The 12,941-nt window shown below is 58.6% G+C and carries 14 protein-coding genes, 1 tRNA gene and 1 pseudogene; 12 read left to right on the top strand and 4 right to left on the bottom strand.

Features of this window, described 5'->3' with window-relative positions; genetic code table 11:
* Positions 1 to 47 precede the first annotated feature (47 nt).
* Entirely contained in the window at positions 48 to 782 is a 735-nt protein-coding gene (locus tag LOY35_RS19690) for an amidotransferase (RefSeq protein ID WP_258625857.1), read from the top strand.
* Between the two features lie 138 nt (positions 783 to 920).
* Here LOY35_RS19690 and LOY35_RS19685 read toward each other — a convergent pair whose 3' ends face one another.
* The 3 genes from LOY35_RS19685 to LOY35_RS19675 all read right to left on the bottom strand — a co-directional run bounded on the left by LOY35_RS19685 (position 921) and on the right by LOY35_RS19675 (position 3,687).
* Positions 921 to 1,892 carry a magnesium and cobalt transport protein CorA gene (locus LOY35_RS19685; protein ID WP_047699176.1) on the bottom strand — a complete coding sequence of 324 codons (972 nt, stop codon included), beginning with the start codon at positions 1,890 to 1,892 and terminating at the stop codon, positions 921 to 923.
* A gap of 131 nt (positions 1,893 to 2,023) precedes the next feature.
* A complete protein-coding gene (locus LOY35_RS19680; protein ID WP_258625855.1) occupies positions 2,024 to 2,746 on the bottom strand; it encodes a 1-acyl-sn-glycerol-3-phosphate acyltransferase in 723 nt (240 codons plus the stop codon).
* A 251-nt stretch (positions 2,747 to 2,997) separates the two neighbouring features.
* Positions 2,998 to 3,687 carry a crotonase/enoyl-CoA hydratase family protein gene (locus LOY35_RS19675; RefSeq protein ID WP_258625853.1) on the bottom strand — a complete coding sequence of 230 codons (690 nt, stop codon included), beginning with the start codon at positions 3,685 to 3,687 and terminating at the stop codon, positions 2,998 to 3,000.
* Between the two features lie 305 nt (positions 3,688 to 3,992).
* On the opposite strand from LOY35_RS19675, the gene LOY35_RS19670 reads away from it, so the two are divergent.
* From LOY35_RS19670 to LOY35_RS19655, 4 genes and pseudogenes are all read left to right on the top strand, one after another.
* Positions 3,993 to 4,082 (top strand) — tRNA-Ser (locus LOY35_RS19670).
* A gap of 183 nt (positions 4,083 to 4,265) precedes the next feature.
* Positions 4,266 to 4,745: a hypothetical protein gene (locus LOY35_RS19665; RefSeq protein ID WP_258625850.1), complete on the top strand. Its 480-nt coding sequence runs from the start codon at positions 4,266 to 4,268 to the stop codon at positions 4,743 to 4,745.
* A gap of 144 nt (positions 4,746 to 4,889) precedes the next feature.
* Positions 4,890 to 5,117: a hypothetical protein gene (locus LOY35_RS19660; RefSeq protein WP_047699184.1), complete on the top strand. Its 228-nt coding sequence runs from the start codon at positions 4,890 to 4,892 to the stop codon at positions 5,115 to 5,117.
* A gap of 2 nt (positions 5,118 to 5,119) precedes the next feature.
* Positions 5,120 to 5,251, top strand: a pseudogene (locus LOY35_RS19655) (2-hydroxyacid dehydrogenase); the annotation flags it as partial.
* A 272-nt stretch (positions 5,252 to 5,523) separates the two neighbouring features.
* Here the strand turns inward: LOY35_RS19655 and LOY35_RS19650 are convergent.
* Complete coding sequence (locus LOY35_RS19650) at positions 5,524 to 6,342, bottom strand: DUF1206 domain-containing protein (protein ID WP_258625848.1); 819 nt, start codon at positions 6,340 to 6,342, stop codon at positions 5,524 to 5,526.
* A 511-nt stretch (positions 6,343 to 6,853) separates the two neighbouring features.
* On the opposite strand from LOY35_RS19650, the gene LOY35_RS19645 reads away from it, so the two are divergent.
* From LOY35_RS19645 to LOY35_RS19615, 7 genes are all read left to right on the top strand, one after another.
* Positions 6,854 to 7,882 carry a sterol desaturase family protein gene (locus LOY35_RS19645; protein WP_258625843.1) on the top strand — a complete coding sequence of 343 codons (1,029 nt, stop codon included), beginning with the start codon at positions 6,854 to 6,856 and terminating at the stop codon, positions 7,880 to 7,882.
* Between the two features lie 144 nt (positions 7,883 to 8,026).
* Entirely contained in the window at positions 8,027 to 8,215 is a 189-nt protein-coding gene (locus LOY35_RS19640) for a hypothetical protein (protein WP_258625841.1), read from the top strand.
* 326 nt (positions 8,216 to 8,541) lie between these two features.
* Positions 8,542 to 10,731 carry an ATP-binding protein gene (locus LOY35_RS19635; RefSeq protein WP_258625839.1) on the top strand — a complete coding sequence of 730 codons (2,190 nt, stop codon included), beginning with the start codon at positions 8,542 to 8,544 and terminating at the stop codon, positions 10,729 to 10,731.
* A gap of 121 nt (positions 10,732 to 10,852) precedes the next feature.
* The gene (locus LOY35_RS19630; protein ID WP_258625832.1) at positions 10,853 to 11,074 is read left to right on the top strand and encodes a hypothetical protein; all 222 of its coding nucleotides are present in this window, start codon (positions 10,853 to 10,855) and stop codon (positions 11,072 to 11,074) included.
* A gap of 410 nt (positions 11,075 to 11,484) precedes the next feature.
* Positions 11,485 to 11,892, top strand: a complete 408-nt coding sequence (locus LOY35_RS19625; protein WP_258625827.1) for a glycine zipper domain-containing protein — start codon at positions 11,485 to 11,487, stop codon at positions 11,890 to 11,892.
* Between the two features lie 295 nt (positions 11,893 to 12,187).
* The gene (locus LOY35_RS19620) at positions 12,188 to 12,397 is read left to right on the top strand and encodes a hypothetical protein (RefSeq protein ID WP_258633686.1); all 210 of its coding nucleotides are present in this window, start codon (positions 12,188 to 12,190) and stop codon (positions 12,395 to 12,397) included.
* Positions 12,398 to 12,483: 86 nt separating this feature from the next.
* Positions 12,484 to 12,825, top strand: a complete 342-nt coding sequence (locus LOY35_RS19615; RefSeq protein ID WP_258625825.1) for a hypothetical protein — start codon at positions 12,484 to 12,486, stop codon at positions 12,823 to 12,825.
* Positions 12,826 to 12,941: the final 116 nt, after the last annotated feature.

The raw sequence follows: 12,941 nt of genomic DNA, 5'->3' as shown, positions 1-12,941 counted from the left end.
AGGCTCTGGGGTGTGCAATATTCCCATCACCGTGTCAGGTATTTTTTATGTCCCTACGCATCTGCATCCTCGAAACCGATATCCTGCGCCCCGAGCTGGTCGATCAATATCAGGGTTACGGGCAGATGTTCCAGCGTCTTTTTTCACAACAGCCTGTCGCGGCCGATTTCGCCGTGTACAACGTCGTGGATGGCCAATATCCGAGCGATGATGAGGTGTTCGACGCCTACCTGGTGACCGGTAGCAAGGCCGATTCCTTTGGTACCGATCCCTGGATTCAAACCCTCAAGAAATATCTGCTGGACCGCTACCAGCGTGGCGACAAACTGTTGGGTATTTGCTTCGGCCACCAATTGTTGGCGCTGCTGCTGGGCGGCAAGACCGAACGCGCGACCCAGGGCTGGGGCGTCGGCACGCATCGCTACAAACTCGCCGCCAAGGCCCCGTGGATGAGCCCGGTGATGGAAGAACTGACCTTGCTGATCAGCCATCAGGACCAGGTCACCCAGCTGCCCGAAAACGCTACGGTCATCGCCTCCAGCGATTTCTGCCCGTACGCCGCCTACCACATCAATGATCAGGTGCTGTGCTTCCAAGGCCACCCCGAGTTCATCCACGATTACTCCCGGGCGCTGCTGGAGCTGCGCCAGCAACACCTTGGCGAGCAGGTCTACAGCCAGGGTGTGGCGAGCCTGGAACAGGAACATCACGGCACGACCGTGGCAGAGTGGATGATGCGTTTCGTCGCTCACAAGCCCCAGGCAGAAACGGCTCAAGGCTGAAGATTTTCATGTGGGAGCGAGCCTGCTCGCGATAGCGGAGGGTCAGTCGACAACAGTGGCGACTGATAAACCGCTATCGCGAGCAGGCTCGCTCCCACAAGGTTATGTGTACATGGGTCAAATGGGGATAAGGTCTGCCTACAACCACCCCGACCGCTTGAAGCTGGCCCATAACGCGGTGCATCCCACGGTAATCACTCCCAGCACCGTGAAATAGCCGTAGTGCCAACTCAGCTCCGGCATGTCCTGGAAGTTCATCCCGTAGATCCCGGCCACCGCCGTCGGAAACGCCAGGATCGCCGCCCATGCCGCGAACTTGCGTTGCACCACACTCTGGCGTGACGCTTCGAGCAGCACGCCGACTTCGATGGTCTGGCTGGCAATGTCCGCCAGGGTCGTCAGGTCTTCCATCTGCCGCGTGACGTGGATCTGTACATCGCGAAAGTACGGACGCATGTTCTTGTCGATAAAAGGAAAGTTCAGCTTCTGCAACTCCTCGCTGATCTCCACCATCGGTGCTGCGTAGCGGCGCAGGCGCAACACGTCGCGACGCAAGCTGTGCAGCTTCTGGATGTCCCGCTCGTTCAAGGCGCTGCACAGCACATGGTGCTCCAGCTCATCGATCTCGTTATGAATGGCTTCGCCCATCGGCTGATAGTTTTCAATCACGAAATCGAGGATGGCATAGAGTACGAAATCTTCCCCATGCTCCAGCAGGAGTGGGCGAGCCTCACAGCGTTGTCGGACATAGGCGTAGGAGGCCGAGTGTCCATTACGGGCGGTGATGATGTAGCCCTTGCCGGCGAAGATATGGGTTTCGATGAATTGCAGCTTGCCGTCCTTGCGTATCGGCGAGTACGTGACGATGAACAGCGCATCGCCGAAGGTCTCGAGCTTGGGGCGGCTGTGCTTCTCCATGGCATCTTCAATTGCCAGTTCGTGCAGGTTGAATTGACGCTGCAGATTGGTCAGTTCCTGGACACTGGGTTCTTCGAGGCCGATCCACACAAAATGCCCTGGTTTTGCGGCCCAGGCGCTGCCTTCGTCGAGGGTGATATTGGTGACTTTCTTACCGGCGCTGTAAACCGCAGCAGCAACGACTCTACCCATGATGGTGGTTCACTTCTTATTGGCAAATGGCAGTGGCAGGCACCGTGCAGCTTAGCGCGCCCTGTTGCATGAGAGTCAGCAAAATCCGCTGAGTTCTCCAATAGAAGACGCGTCGTGGGAAGAGGCTGTGCTCAGCCGGCCTGCAATTGGCTGTCCATCGCCACGATGCACGCCTGCATCTGCTCTCGGCACTGGTCGATGAGGCGGGGCATGTCGTCCAGGGTCAGCCCTTGCGTAGGAATCGCCGGCAGTGAGCGTATGAGAATGTCACCGCTATGCCAGCGGTTGAGGTGCATGTGCTTGATGTAGCGGCTGACGCATACCGGAACAATCGGCACCCCGGCGGCGATGGCCATCTGAAAGGCGCCTTTCTTGAACGGCAGCAAATCCCCGCCAAGATTGCGGGTGCCCTCCGGGAACACCCAGATGGAAGTCTGTTCATGCTGCAGCGTGTGGGTCGTGGTCTGCATGGCGCGGCGCGCCTTGATCGCGTTGCCCCGGTCGATCAACACGTTACCCGCCAGCCAGAACAACTGCCCGAACAGCGGCACCCACTTCAGGCTCTTTTTGCCGATGCACACCGTGCGGTGGGGCACCACATTGCCGAACACGAACAGGTCATAGTTGGATTGGTGGTTGGCGATGATCACGCAACTCTGGGGTTTATCCACCAACATCTCGACATCAGCCCTGACCCGTAGGCCCAGAATCCGCATGGCGGGCCAGGCATACAACCTTGCGCATAAACGGCTGTTGTCCGGGTTGAAGGGGCGGCACAGACCCAGAATCACACCCAACACGCCCGCGATAAGAAAATGCAGACCCATCAGCGACATACGCAATACGAACAACATCCACAGGCCCACCGGGACAAAAAGGTGGCGCAGTGTACGAGTGTGCACTGCTTTCGGCAATTGCCCCTAGGGAGGGGGGAGATGGGCGGTGTTCGAGGGCATGTTTTCAACGGAGGGAGAGCCGCAGGCTAGAGCAGCCTCAGCTTCTGTGGGAGCGAGCCTGCTCGCGATGGCAGAGGTACATTCAATAGATAATGTTGCTGATGTACCGCTATCGCGAGCAGGCTCGCTCCCACAAGGATAAACAGGGATCAGCCCTGGTATTCCTGGTCCAGCAGGATTGCAGTGTCCAGGGACTCCAGCAGTGCCTTGCGCACTTTCAGCTTGGTGTTCTTGTGCGCTTTCATGTTGATTTTCTGCAGTTGGCGCGCCGCTTCCAGCGCCGCATTCTGCAACTCCTGCGCCGACACCACTTTATCGAGGAAGCCAGCATCCACGGCGCTCTGCGGGTTGAACATCTCGCCATTGATGACCGAGCGATGAAACGCGGATTTGCGCAAGCGATCACGGGCCAGCTCGATGCCGGCGTGGTGCATTGTCATGCCGATCTGCACTTCGTTCAGGCCAATGCTGAACGGCCCGTCCACGCCGATGCGGTAGTCTGCCGAGAGCAACAGGAATGCGCCTTTCGCCACGGCGTGGCCAGGGCAAGCAACAACGACGGGGAAGGGGTGTGACAACAGGCGACGGGCCAGGGTCGAGCCGGCGGTGACCAGGCCTACCGCCTCCTTGGGGCCGGCCGTCATCACCTTCAAATCATAACCACCTGACAAGATCCCCGGTTGCCCGGTGATGATCACGACTGCCCGATCCTCTGTCGCCTGATCCAGTGCAGCGTTGAACGCTGCAATGACGTCCGGTGAGATGGCATTGACCTTGCCGTTGTTCAAGGTCAGGGTCGCGATACCGTCTTCGAGATGGTAGGCAATCAGGTCGCTCATGACGCATTCCTTGTAGGAGAAGTGCCGCAAACGTTACCCACCGTCGCGGATCAGGTAAAGCGCCGTGACTGACTCACCGGTCAGCCCCGGGCCGTATAAACAGTCTGTCCCGCCCGGGCGGCCGTGTCTGCATCCGTCAGGCGGCATACATGTCGACCGGAGATTGGCCGGTTTGCCCTGTTCCGTTGCGTTTGAAATCCCGGAACACCTTAACCGCATGAAAATTCTGAAAAAAACCTTTGCCATCGGAAAGGCTTTCGACTACATTAGCGCGCCTCGACAGACTGAACAGTTTGCCGAGACACGGTGAAGTGTCCGAGTGGCTTAAGGAGCACGCCTGGAAAGTGTGTATACAGGAAACTGTATCGAGAGTTCGAATCTCTCCTTCACCGCCACATTCTGCAAACACAAACCCCTGACTTTCCTAGAGAAAGTCGGGGGTTTGTGTTTTTGGTGTCTGGAAATTGATGATTCGGGGCCAAGCATGCTTCATGCCCTGAACAGAACCGGGCCTCTGGCATCGTTTCGAGGATGAAACTACCCTGAAGCCTATTGCTCCCTGTTTGGAAATGGAAAAAATGAAAAGGATTTCGTCGGCAGCAGTCGCATTGACGCTGCTCATCACTTGCTCAACTACCGTTCAAGCTGACGCAGCTTCGCTTGACGAGGCACGTGCGCTCGTTGCCCAGACCGGTTTGGGCAGGAAACTCTCCTCACTTGCATTGTTGACGGCGAAGGGCACGACGACCTACGCGACGATCGCCGATAAGCTTGGAAACGCCAGCGCGAACAGTGCGTTATCCGACGAGATCAATGCGCTGCTGCCGCAATACCAGCCCAAGTGGAATGAGAGTCTTGCCAGAGCCTATGAGAAATCCTTCTCCGAGGAGGAGTTGTCATCGCTCGTTTCGCAAGGTCGCGCTTCACAATACGCGCCAGAAGTGAGAGAGCGACAAGCCGGAATTGGTCGCTACATGCAAGCCAATGCCCAGCCCATCCTGGTTTCGCTCGTCTCTGACGCGCTCAAGGCAACATTGTCCAAATATGTTCAGCAATAGGCCGCGGGGTGAAACCCGACCCGGACTGTTGCGTGTGCAGCCTGCCCATAAGCATCACTTCAATTGGCTAAGCTCGATTCAGAACAAAGGAATTGCTGAATGGTCTGTTGAGTAGCCGAAATCCAACCCACCCGAGGTAGCGCAATGAGCCTGATCGATTGTCCTGAATGTTCTTCCCGTATTTCCGACAAGGCATACGCTTGCCCTCAATGCGGCAACCCCTTTCGCGAGCCCAGCTTTCGCCTGACGGAGAAGAACGTCGGGCAGATTGCCGGGGTGACTGGGGTCTGGCTGACCGCGCCGTGGATCGCACGCATGGTGTTCGGCGTGGTGCTGGTGATAGCGGTGGCGGCGGTGTTGATTCTGCGCTGAAGCATACCGGCATCAACCATGAGCTCATGGCCCAGTTACCCAACCTCGAAGTGGTAGCGGTCAACGGTGTGGGCGCCGATGCGGTGGACCTGGCTTACGCCCGGGATTGCGTGATCCGCGTGACCGCCGCCATCGCGGGCAAGCCCGGCTCCCACAGGTCTGGTGGCGTCCGCAAAGGTTGCGTCCACCTCAAATCCAATGTGGGAGCGAGCCTGCTCGCGATAGCGATGGGACAGTTTCAGAGGTGTGATGCCACTCTCCCACCCTCATGACTGAAATCGATCGGCCAACCTCTTCAAGCGCATACAAACGCCTCGATCCTCCAGGGTCATTTGCAGGAGGAGGTTATAGCCGTTGCTGCTGACGTTGTGGGCTGTGAAGTTCATCTGGCCTTGACTGTACAGGTCTACTGCAAAGTGGCAACGCCCGGCACCTCCATGTTTATCCGGCGCCAGAACGCTTCGGCAAAGCTGTAGACCGAGAAGGCGATCAATCCCAAGGCCATCAACATCAGAACAATACTGCCGGCGGGCAGGTTCTGGAGGGCATCGAGCGCCTCCCTCATTCCCGGTGGATCCATGGCCTTATAGCTTGAACCACTGATCAGCAGCAGGAAGGCGATTTCGATGAAGACCACGCCACGGGCGACAAGACCGAATCGCGACACCGGACGGACGTAGCGCATGACGTCTTCGTCCGCTTCGAAGTACTTCTCGAACGAAGCCCTCCAGCCCTTGATGATATGAGCGAGGCCTGTGCCCAGCGGGACCAGTGCAACCAGATAGATCAACAGATTGGAGTGCTCCCAGGACAGCAGATGGGCCAGCAAGTCCCGGGTTTGTCCACCGCCTGAACCGCTGGAGCTTCTAAGGCCGCTGATAAGCAGGCCCAACGCGAAAAAGGCCAGCGCACCGTTGACTGCCCCTCCCGCCAACAGACCTGCGCGTATCACCAGGCCTTTCAAGTCTTTGCCATGATGGTCCACGTCTTGCGTCGCTTGCAGGATGCGCCAGCCGGCGAAGGCGAGCAGGCCCGCTACCACCAGCCCGACCAATACGTGCCCGAATGGCTGACTCAGCAATGCCACCAGGCTTTTGTGGCTGTCCTTGGGTTTGCTCGAATCCTGAGCCGCCAGCAAAGCGAAAATGCCGATGATCAAGTAGATAATGCCTCGGGCGGCGTAACCACCCCGAGCGAGTACAACAAGGCCCTTTTGTGCGGACATGGTCTGATTCCGAAGACGTGATAAAGAGACGTGATAAGGAGAAGACCCGTCGAGGTGGGAGGCGTTCGATCGAAGTGAAAGGCAGCGTAGCGGCGGCATGGGAGGACGGCTGCGCAAGCCCGTTGCAGCGCTTGGCGGTTCAACCGTCTTTCAAGGAAACAGTTCGACAGTTATCGGCGCAACACCAATAACCCCGCACCCAGGATCAGCGACATTCCACCCCAGGTCAGCCCGTCCGGCACTTCGTCAAACAGCCAATACCCCCAGAAGCAGGCAAAGACCAGGTAGGCGTAGTCAAACGTGCCGATCAGCGCGGCCGGTGCAATTTGATAGGCCCTTGCCGTCGCGGTATTGATTGCAATCAGGGCGATGGCATAGCCGCAGACAAAGACCAGCCCCTGTCAGTCAGCGTATCGATGCTTCGAGGCCCGAACAGCCTTGTCGGTTCTGGAACGCCATCCCCCAATCGACTGATCTACAATGGCCTCTCTTCAGCAGAGGCCGGTCTTTCGTGGATGTGTTTTCCCTGATCTACAAACGGCTGATCGAGTGGGTCATCACACCCATTACCGAACAGTTCTACAGCATTTTCAGCTTCAATGGCCGTCTCGGGGTTTTGTTCCTCTGCGCCTCCTATGGCGTGGCTTATGGCCTGTTCCGCTTCAGGAAACAGCACGGGCTGACCGACGCTCCTTCGTTCTGGCAGTTCATCGGTGGCAGTCGGGTGTATTTTCATCGCTCTGCGTGGCTGGATTGCCGCTACTACCTACTGCGCAAGATCCTCAAGCTCGCACTGGTATTGCCCATCGTTCATCTGGTCGATCCGTACATCCTGCGATCCGGAGACTACCTGGCATTCTTCAACAACCTCTGGGGCGCGCGGCCGCGCCTGGGGGACGGGTTATCACTGGCTTTGCTCTATGGGCTGGGGGTGTTCCTGGTGAAAGACTTCGCCCACTACTGGGTGCACCGGGCGTTTCACTCGCGCTGGCTGTGGGCTTTTCACAAGGTCCATCATTCAGCGCCGGTGCTGGTACCGGCGACAGCGAGCCGGATTCATTTTGTGGAGAGGATTGTCGGAACCCTGAGCATTACCGCCTGCCTTGGCCTCTACGTCGGTACTTTCTGGTACCTGAGCGGCGGTGAGATCAGCCACTACAGGCTGTTCGGTGTGACCTACGTGGTGTTCATCTTCAATAGCCTGGCGGCTAATCTGCGCCATACCCACGTCTGGCTGTCATTCGGCCCGGTGCTCGAACACGCGCTGAACAGCCCCGCCCAGCACCAGATTCATCACAGCGATGCGCCACGTCACTTCAACCGTAACTTCGGCACGAACCTGTCGCTCTGGGACTGGATGTTCGGCACGCTCTATGTCACCAGCGCCCGGCCCGAGCCTCTGCGCTTTGGCACAGGGGAACAGGATCACCGGCGATACCTGTCGGTGTACAGCCTGATTGTCACGCCCTTTGTCGACATTGCCGGCAAGTTGCCGGGGAAACGCTTGCGAGGAATCAAAACGCAGACGCCGTATTCATAGCGCCTGTCGTGGCAGCGCTAGCGGATACAAGAAAACAAGAAACCTCCTACCTTCCATACAGAAACGTCCAAAGCCGAGAAGAGTTATCGTGCAATCTCAACGTTTAAGGCCTTGAAATGAGGTCGCATCCTTGGGAGGTTGGGAATGGAATCGCGTGTAGTGAAGCTTGAGACCCATGTCGAATATATCCGGCATGAACTGAATGGCATGGGCGTGGGCCTGCGGGAACATCGCACTGAAACCAGGCTGGACTTCAGGGTTCTGTTCGCGGCCTTGATCGTGGCCTCACTGGGACTGGCCGGGATGATGGCTAAAGGTTTCGGCTGGTTATAAATGAGAAGCCCCTGATTCAGGTTGAGTCGGGGGCTTTAGTTTCTAGCGTTTCTACTTTTCACGAAACATCGCGCAGCTCCTGTGGGAGCGAGCCTGCTCGCGAAGGCGGTGTGTCGGCTGCTCACGGTGCGCCAATCCGATTTTCCCAAGATATGTAGGAGGTCACCGTAGGCCAATCAGCCATCTCTGCCGCCCCCCTACGATTTAATACGCTCCGTCCTTCAGAATCCGTCGCACATTCCCACACTCAGCGGGATAATACGCACCAGTCTGAAGCCGGAGCGCTTCGTACCTCGATTGAATGGGCGGCAGAAGGATCTAATGCAATGACAGACTGGCTGCAAAGCTATGGGGAAATGGCCGAGCGGGTGCGGTGCCATGATTGGGCGAGCACGCCCCTTGGGTCGCCGACGCAGTGGCCCGATGTATTGAAGACCACCGTGGCCCTCAGTCTCGCCTCGCATTTTCCCCAGGCCATTGTGTGGGGGGCGGATCTGATCATGCTGTACAACGACGCTTTCGTGCCCATCCTCGGTAATAAGCCCGATGCACTGGGGCGGCGGTTCGATGAGGTCTGGCGGGAAGCCTGGAGCGACATCGGCCCGATCGTGCAGGGGGCCTTCGACGGGCAGGCGACCTATATCGAGAATTTCCCCCTCGTCATCGAGCGTGGCGACGGTCCCGAGCAAGCTTATTTCACCTTCTGCTACAGCCCCATCCGTGACCAGTTCGGCAAGGTCGTGGGCATGCTGGATACCGTCACCGAGACCACCTCGACGGTGTTCATGAACCAGCGCCTGGCTGTGCTGGATGCCATCGGTACCGCCGTGGCGAACGTCACCGATCCGCAGGACATCATGGCGGCCACCACGCGAATCCTGGCGGCGCACCTGAACCTGTCCAATTGCGCGTATGCCGACGTGGACGAGGACGAAGACGGCTTCACGATTCGCGGCGACTGGGCCAGGGCGGGCTCGCCCAGTATTGTCGGGCATTACCGGTTGGCCGATTTCGGTCGACTGGCGATTACCAAGCTTAGGGCCGGCAAGGCATTGGTGGTCAACGACAACCTGGTGGAGCTGGCACCACAGGAGGCGGCGACGTTCGAGTCCCTTGGGATCGCGGCGACCATTTGCGTTCCGCTGATCAAGGGCGGACGGTTGACGGCGCTGATGGCGATCCATGACAAAACACCCCGGCGCTGGTCTTCCTACGATCTGGCGCTGCTCAAGGAAGTCACCGAGCGATCCTGGGCCCATATCGAACGCGCCCGTGCGGACGCCGCCGTGCGTGAAGGCCTCGCGGCCCTGGCCGAGTTGAATGCAACGCTTGAGCAACGGGTCGAGGAGCGCAGCAGGCGCCTGAAACAGACGGAAGCTGCGCTGCGTCAGTCGCAAAAACTCGAGGCCATCGGCCAGCTCACCGGCGGCGTGGCCCATGATTTCAATAACCTGCTGACGATCATCCGTTCTTCCGTCGACTTCCTGCGCATGCCCGATCTGTCCAATGAGCGCCGCCAGCGCTACATGACCGCGGTGTCCGAAACGGTGGATCGTGCCGCCAAACTGACCAGCCAACTACTGGCCTTTGCCCGACGCCAGCCGTTGAAACCGGAAGTCATTGATGTCGGCAAGCAGGTGCGGAACCTGGGGGACATGCTGGAAACCATCACGGGGGCGCGAATGAAGGTCAAGGTCGAGTTGTGCGACCGACCCTGTTACATCCGTGCGGATCTGAGCCAGTTTGAAACGGCCCTGATCAACATGGCCTTGAATGCCCGGGATGCCATGAGTGGCCAGGGTACATTGTGGCTTCGCCTCAAATGCGGCGAAGGCATGCCGCCGATTCGGGGTCATGCCGGGTCTGGCCAGCCCTTTGTCGCGGTGACCCTGGCGGATACCGGTACCGGTATTGCCTCGGAAGATCTGGAGCACATTTTCGAACCCTTCTTCACCACCAAGGAGGTAGGCAAGGGCACGGGGCTGGGGTTGTCCCAGGTGTTCGGCTTTGCCAAGCAATCCGGCGGCAATGTCGATGTTTCGACCGTTGTCGGGGAGGGCACCGTGTTTACCCTGTACCTCCCGGAAGTCGAAGCCGAAAAGCTGCACGAACCCACCCGGGAAGAAACCACACACCTGATACTGGAAAAGGGCAGGCGCCGGGTGTTGATCGTGGAAGACAACCTGGAGGTAGGGCGCTTCGCCAACCAGATCCTGCAGGACCTGGGGTACGAAACCTCCTGGGCTACCAACGCTGAAGAAGCGCTGGAGTTGGCCGGTCCGGACGCTGCTGCATTCGATGCGATATTTTCCGATGTGGTCATGCCAGGCATCGGTGGCATCGCATTGGCCCGGGAGCTGCGCCAGCGCCGCAAGGACTTGCCGGTGGTCCTGACGTCCGGCTACAGCGAGGAGCTGGCCCATAGCGGTCGTGAAGGCTTTGAGTTCTTGTCCAAACCTTACTCGGCTGACCAGGTTTCGCGGATCCTCAGCCGGACGATGCGCGCCGTGGATTGAGTGTTTCCCTTTTGAAACAGTGGGTTCCATTCGTCGGTCGATGCTCGCGCGGTCGTGCGGTCTGTTGATGACCGGCTAGTCTCAAAGCCGTGAAGGTCGATATTGTCCAGGTAATCGGTTGATGCCGGTATCGATCTCGATGAAAAGGGGAATGGCGATGGGAGCACCGTACAGCGAGGAAAGCGCAGCTGCATATCCGATCAATGAAGGGCTGCAGTGTGGTCAATCGGCGTATCGGTCGGACTTTGGCGACGAGCCGATCAAGTCCATCCGGACGAAGGTTGCAAAAGTGCAACGCGGGGAAAAAGCCAAGTTCCTGCCCCGGGTACCTGCCAGAAAATAGCCCAAGTACAACCCCGCCACTGGCGACATATGCCGTTCATTCAAACTGGAATGAGCCTGTGGCGAGGGAGCTTGCCCGCGGTTGAATGCAGGCACTCACAAGAGGATTGCCATGCAGCCTGGCGGTGACGGGCTCCCTCGCTTCAGACTATTCCTGTCGTCGATGTAAATTTTTCTACTCTTTCTCCTGCGCGCGATTTCTTTCACGTTTCTTTCACACTCGGGAACGTAGGCTGAGCTCATCCGTTAGAAAGCAGTACCTGCCCGTTTCCCCAGCGGGCTTTTTTTTGCCTGTCATAAAACTCCCCCGACGTTCGTTGTCCAAGCAGCATGGTTGATGCCGTTTGGCGTAAACTCGCGCCCGCGCGCACCGGCCATCTTCCCCGATGCGGCATTCTTGAGGTTTTTATCATGCGTTTGACTTTGTCCACCCTGGTGCTTGGGCTGGTGGTTGCCCAAGGTGCGATGGCGGCTGGCGATGGTACCGCTGCAATCGGCGGTGGCCTTGGCGGTGTATTGGGTAATGTGGTCGGCCAGCAGATGGGCGGCAGCACAGGCGCTGCGATTGGTGCCGGTGTCGGCGGCGCGGCTGGCAGTGCGGTAGGAGCTCGCAAGGGCAGCCGTACGGAAGCAGCCATTGGCGGCGGCCTGGGTTCGGCCGGTGGTTCGATTGTCGGTAACCGCCTGGGTGGCTCCTCCGGTTCGACCATCGGCGCGGGCATTGGCGGCGCGGCGGGTGGTGCGTTGGGCAGCAACCTGTCCAACGACAACGACGGGCATTCCGGTAAGAAGCACAAGCATAAAAGAAAGCATCGCTGAATCGATGTCTGACTGAGAAAACCAGTCCGTACATAGCTGTGGCGAGGGGATAAATCCCCTCACCACAAAGTTCTGTATTGAGCCCTCATTGCGTCAACGACCGGCATGAACCCCGTGCCGGTTTTTCTTTCCAGAGCATTTGCCTGGAACGTTTACTGTCCCTTTGCCTCGAATTGATACATCCATTTGCAATGCGAGGTGTGCCATGACGCCGGAAACTGAAGGCAAGGAAGAGAAAGGCCCGTCGGGTCAGCCTTACGTCAATGATCCGGGTAATGAAGACCCTGGCTCGCTGATGGATGACGCCCTGGTTCCCTTGATCGAGACCGAGGACGAAACCCCGGAATACCCGCTACCCTCGCCAACCAATTCCCTGGGCCGCGATCAACGGCCGCCGGATGATGAGAGCGGCGCAGAGCCGGCGCCCGGCGAGGACGATGATGTCGAGGTGAGCCCGGATGACCCGGATATCGCCGGTGATGATGCTTCCGGCAAACCGAGCTGACGGCCCGGGCCGCCTGTCGATTTCCTGGCACCATCTGCACGCCCAAGTTGCCACATCAGGTAGGTACTTCGAAAAGGAGACTCACCATGATGAAGTCAAACATGACGGCGTTGACCCTTGCGGGCATTCTTTCCGTCAGTTCGCTGGTAGCTGTCGCCCAGACCTCGGGCGGCAGTCCACCCGTGGATAAAGGCGGCATGCCACCTTCGACCCAAATGGATGCCGGCCGCACCTCCGACGCTAATGGCAACGCGCTGCCTCCCGGTTCCGTGAGTGGCGGTAATGGCGGCGACGCCAACGGCAGCAGCACGAACCCTGGCACCGGTAGTGGCTCCACCAGCGGTGGCAGCACCATGGGCGACGATTCCTCCAGCAGCGGAACCGGCTCCAGCAGCAGCTCGGGCGGCTCCAGCAGCTCAAGCCAATGACCAGGCACTGATGGGACTCTGTAGGCGCTGTCGAGCGTAGCGAGGCTGCGATCTTTTCCCTACGCTCACAAGTCTTGGGAAGATCAAGATCAAAAGATCGCAGCCTCGCTACGCTC

Origin of the sequence: Pseudomonas sp. B21-028, from assembly GCF_024749045.1 — a bacterium.
Taxonomy (GTDB): Bacteria; Pseudomonadota; Gammaproteobacteria; order Pseudomonadales; family Pseudomonadaceae; genus Aquipseudomonas.
Note: the sequence above shows the minus strand (reverse complement) of the source record. Positions and strands in the feature narration are given on the sequence as shown.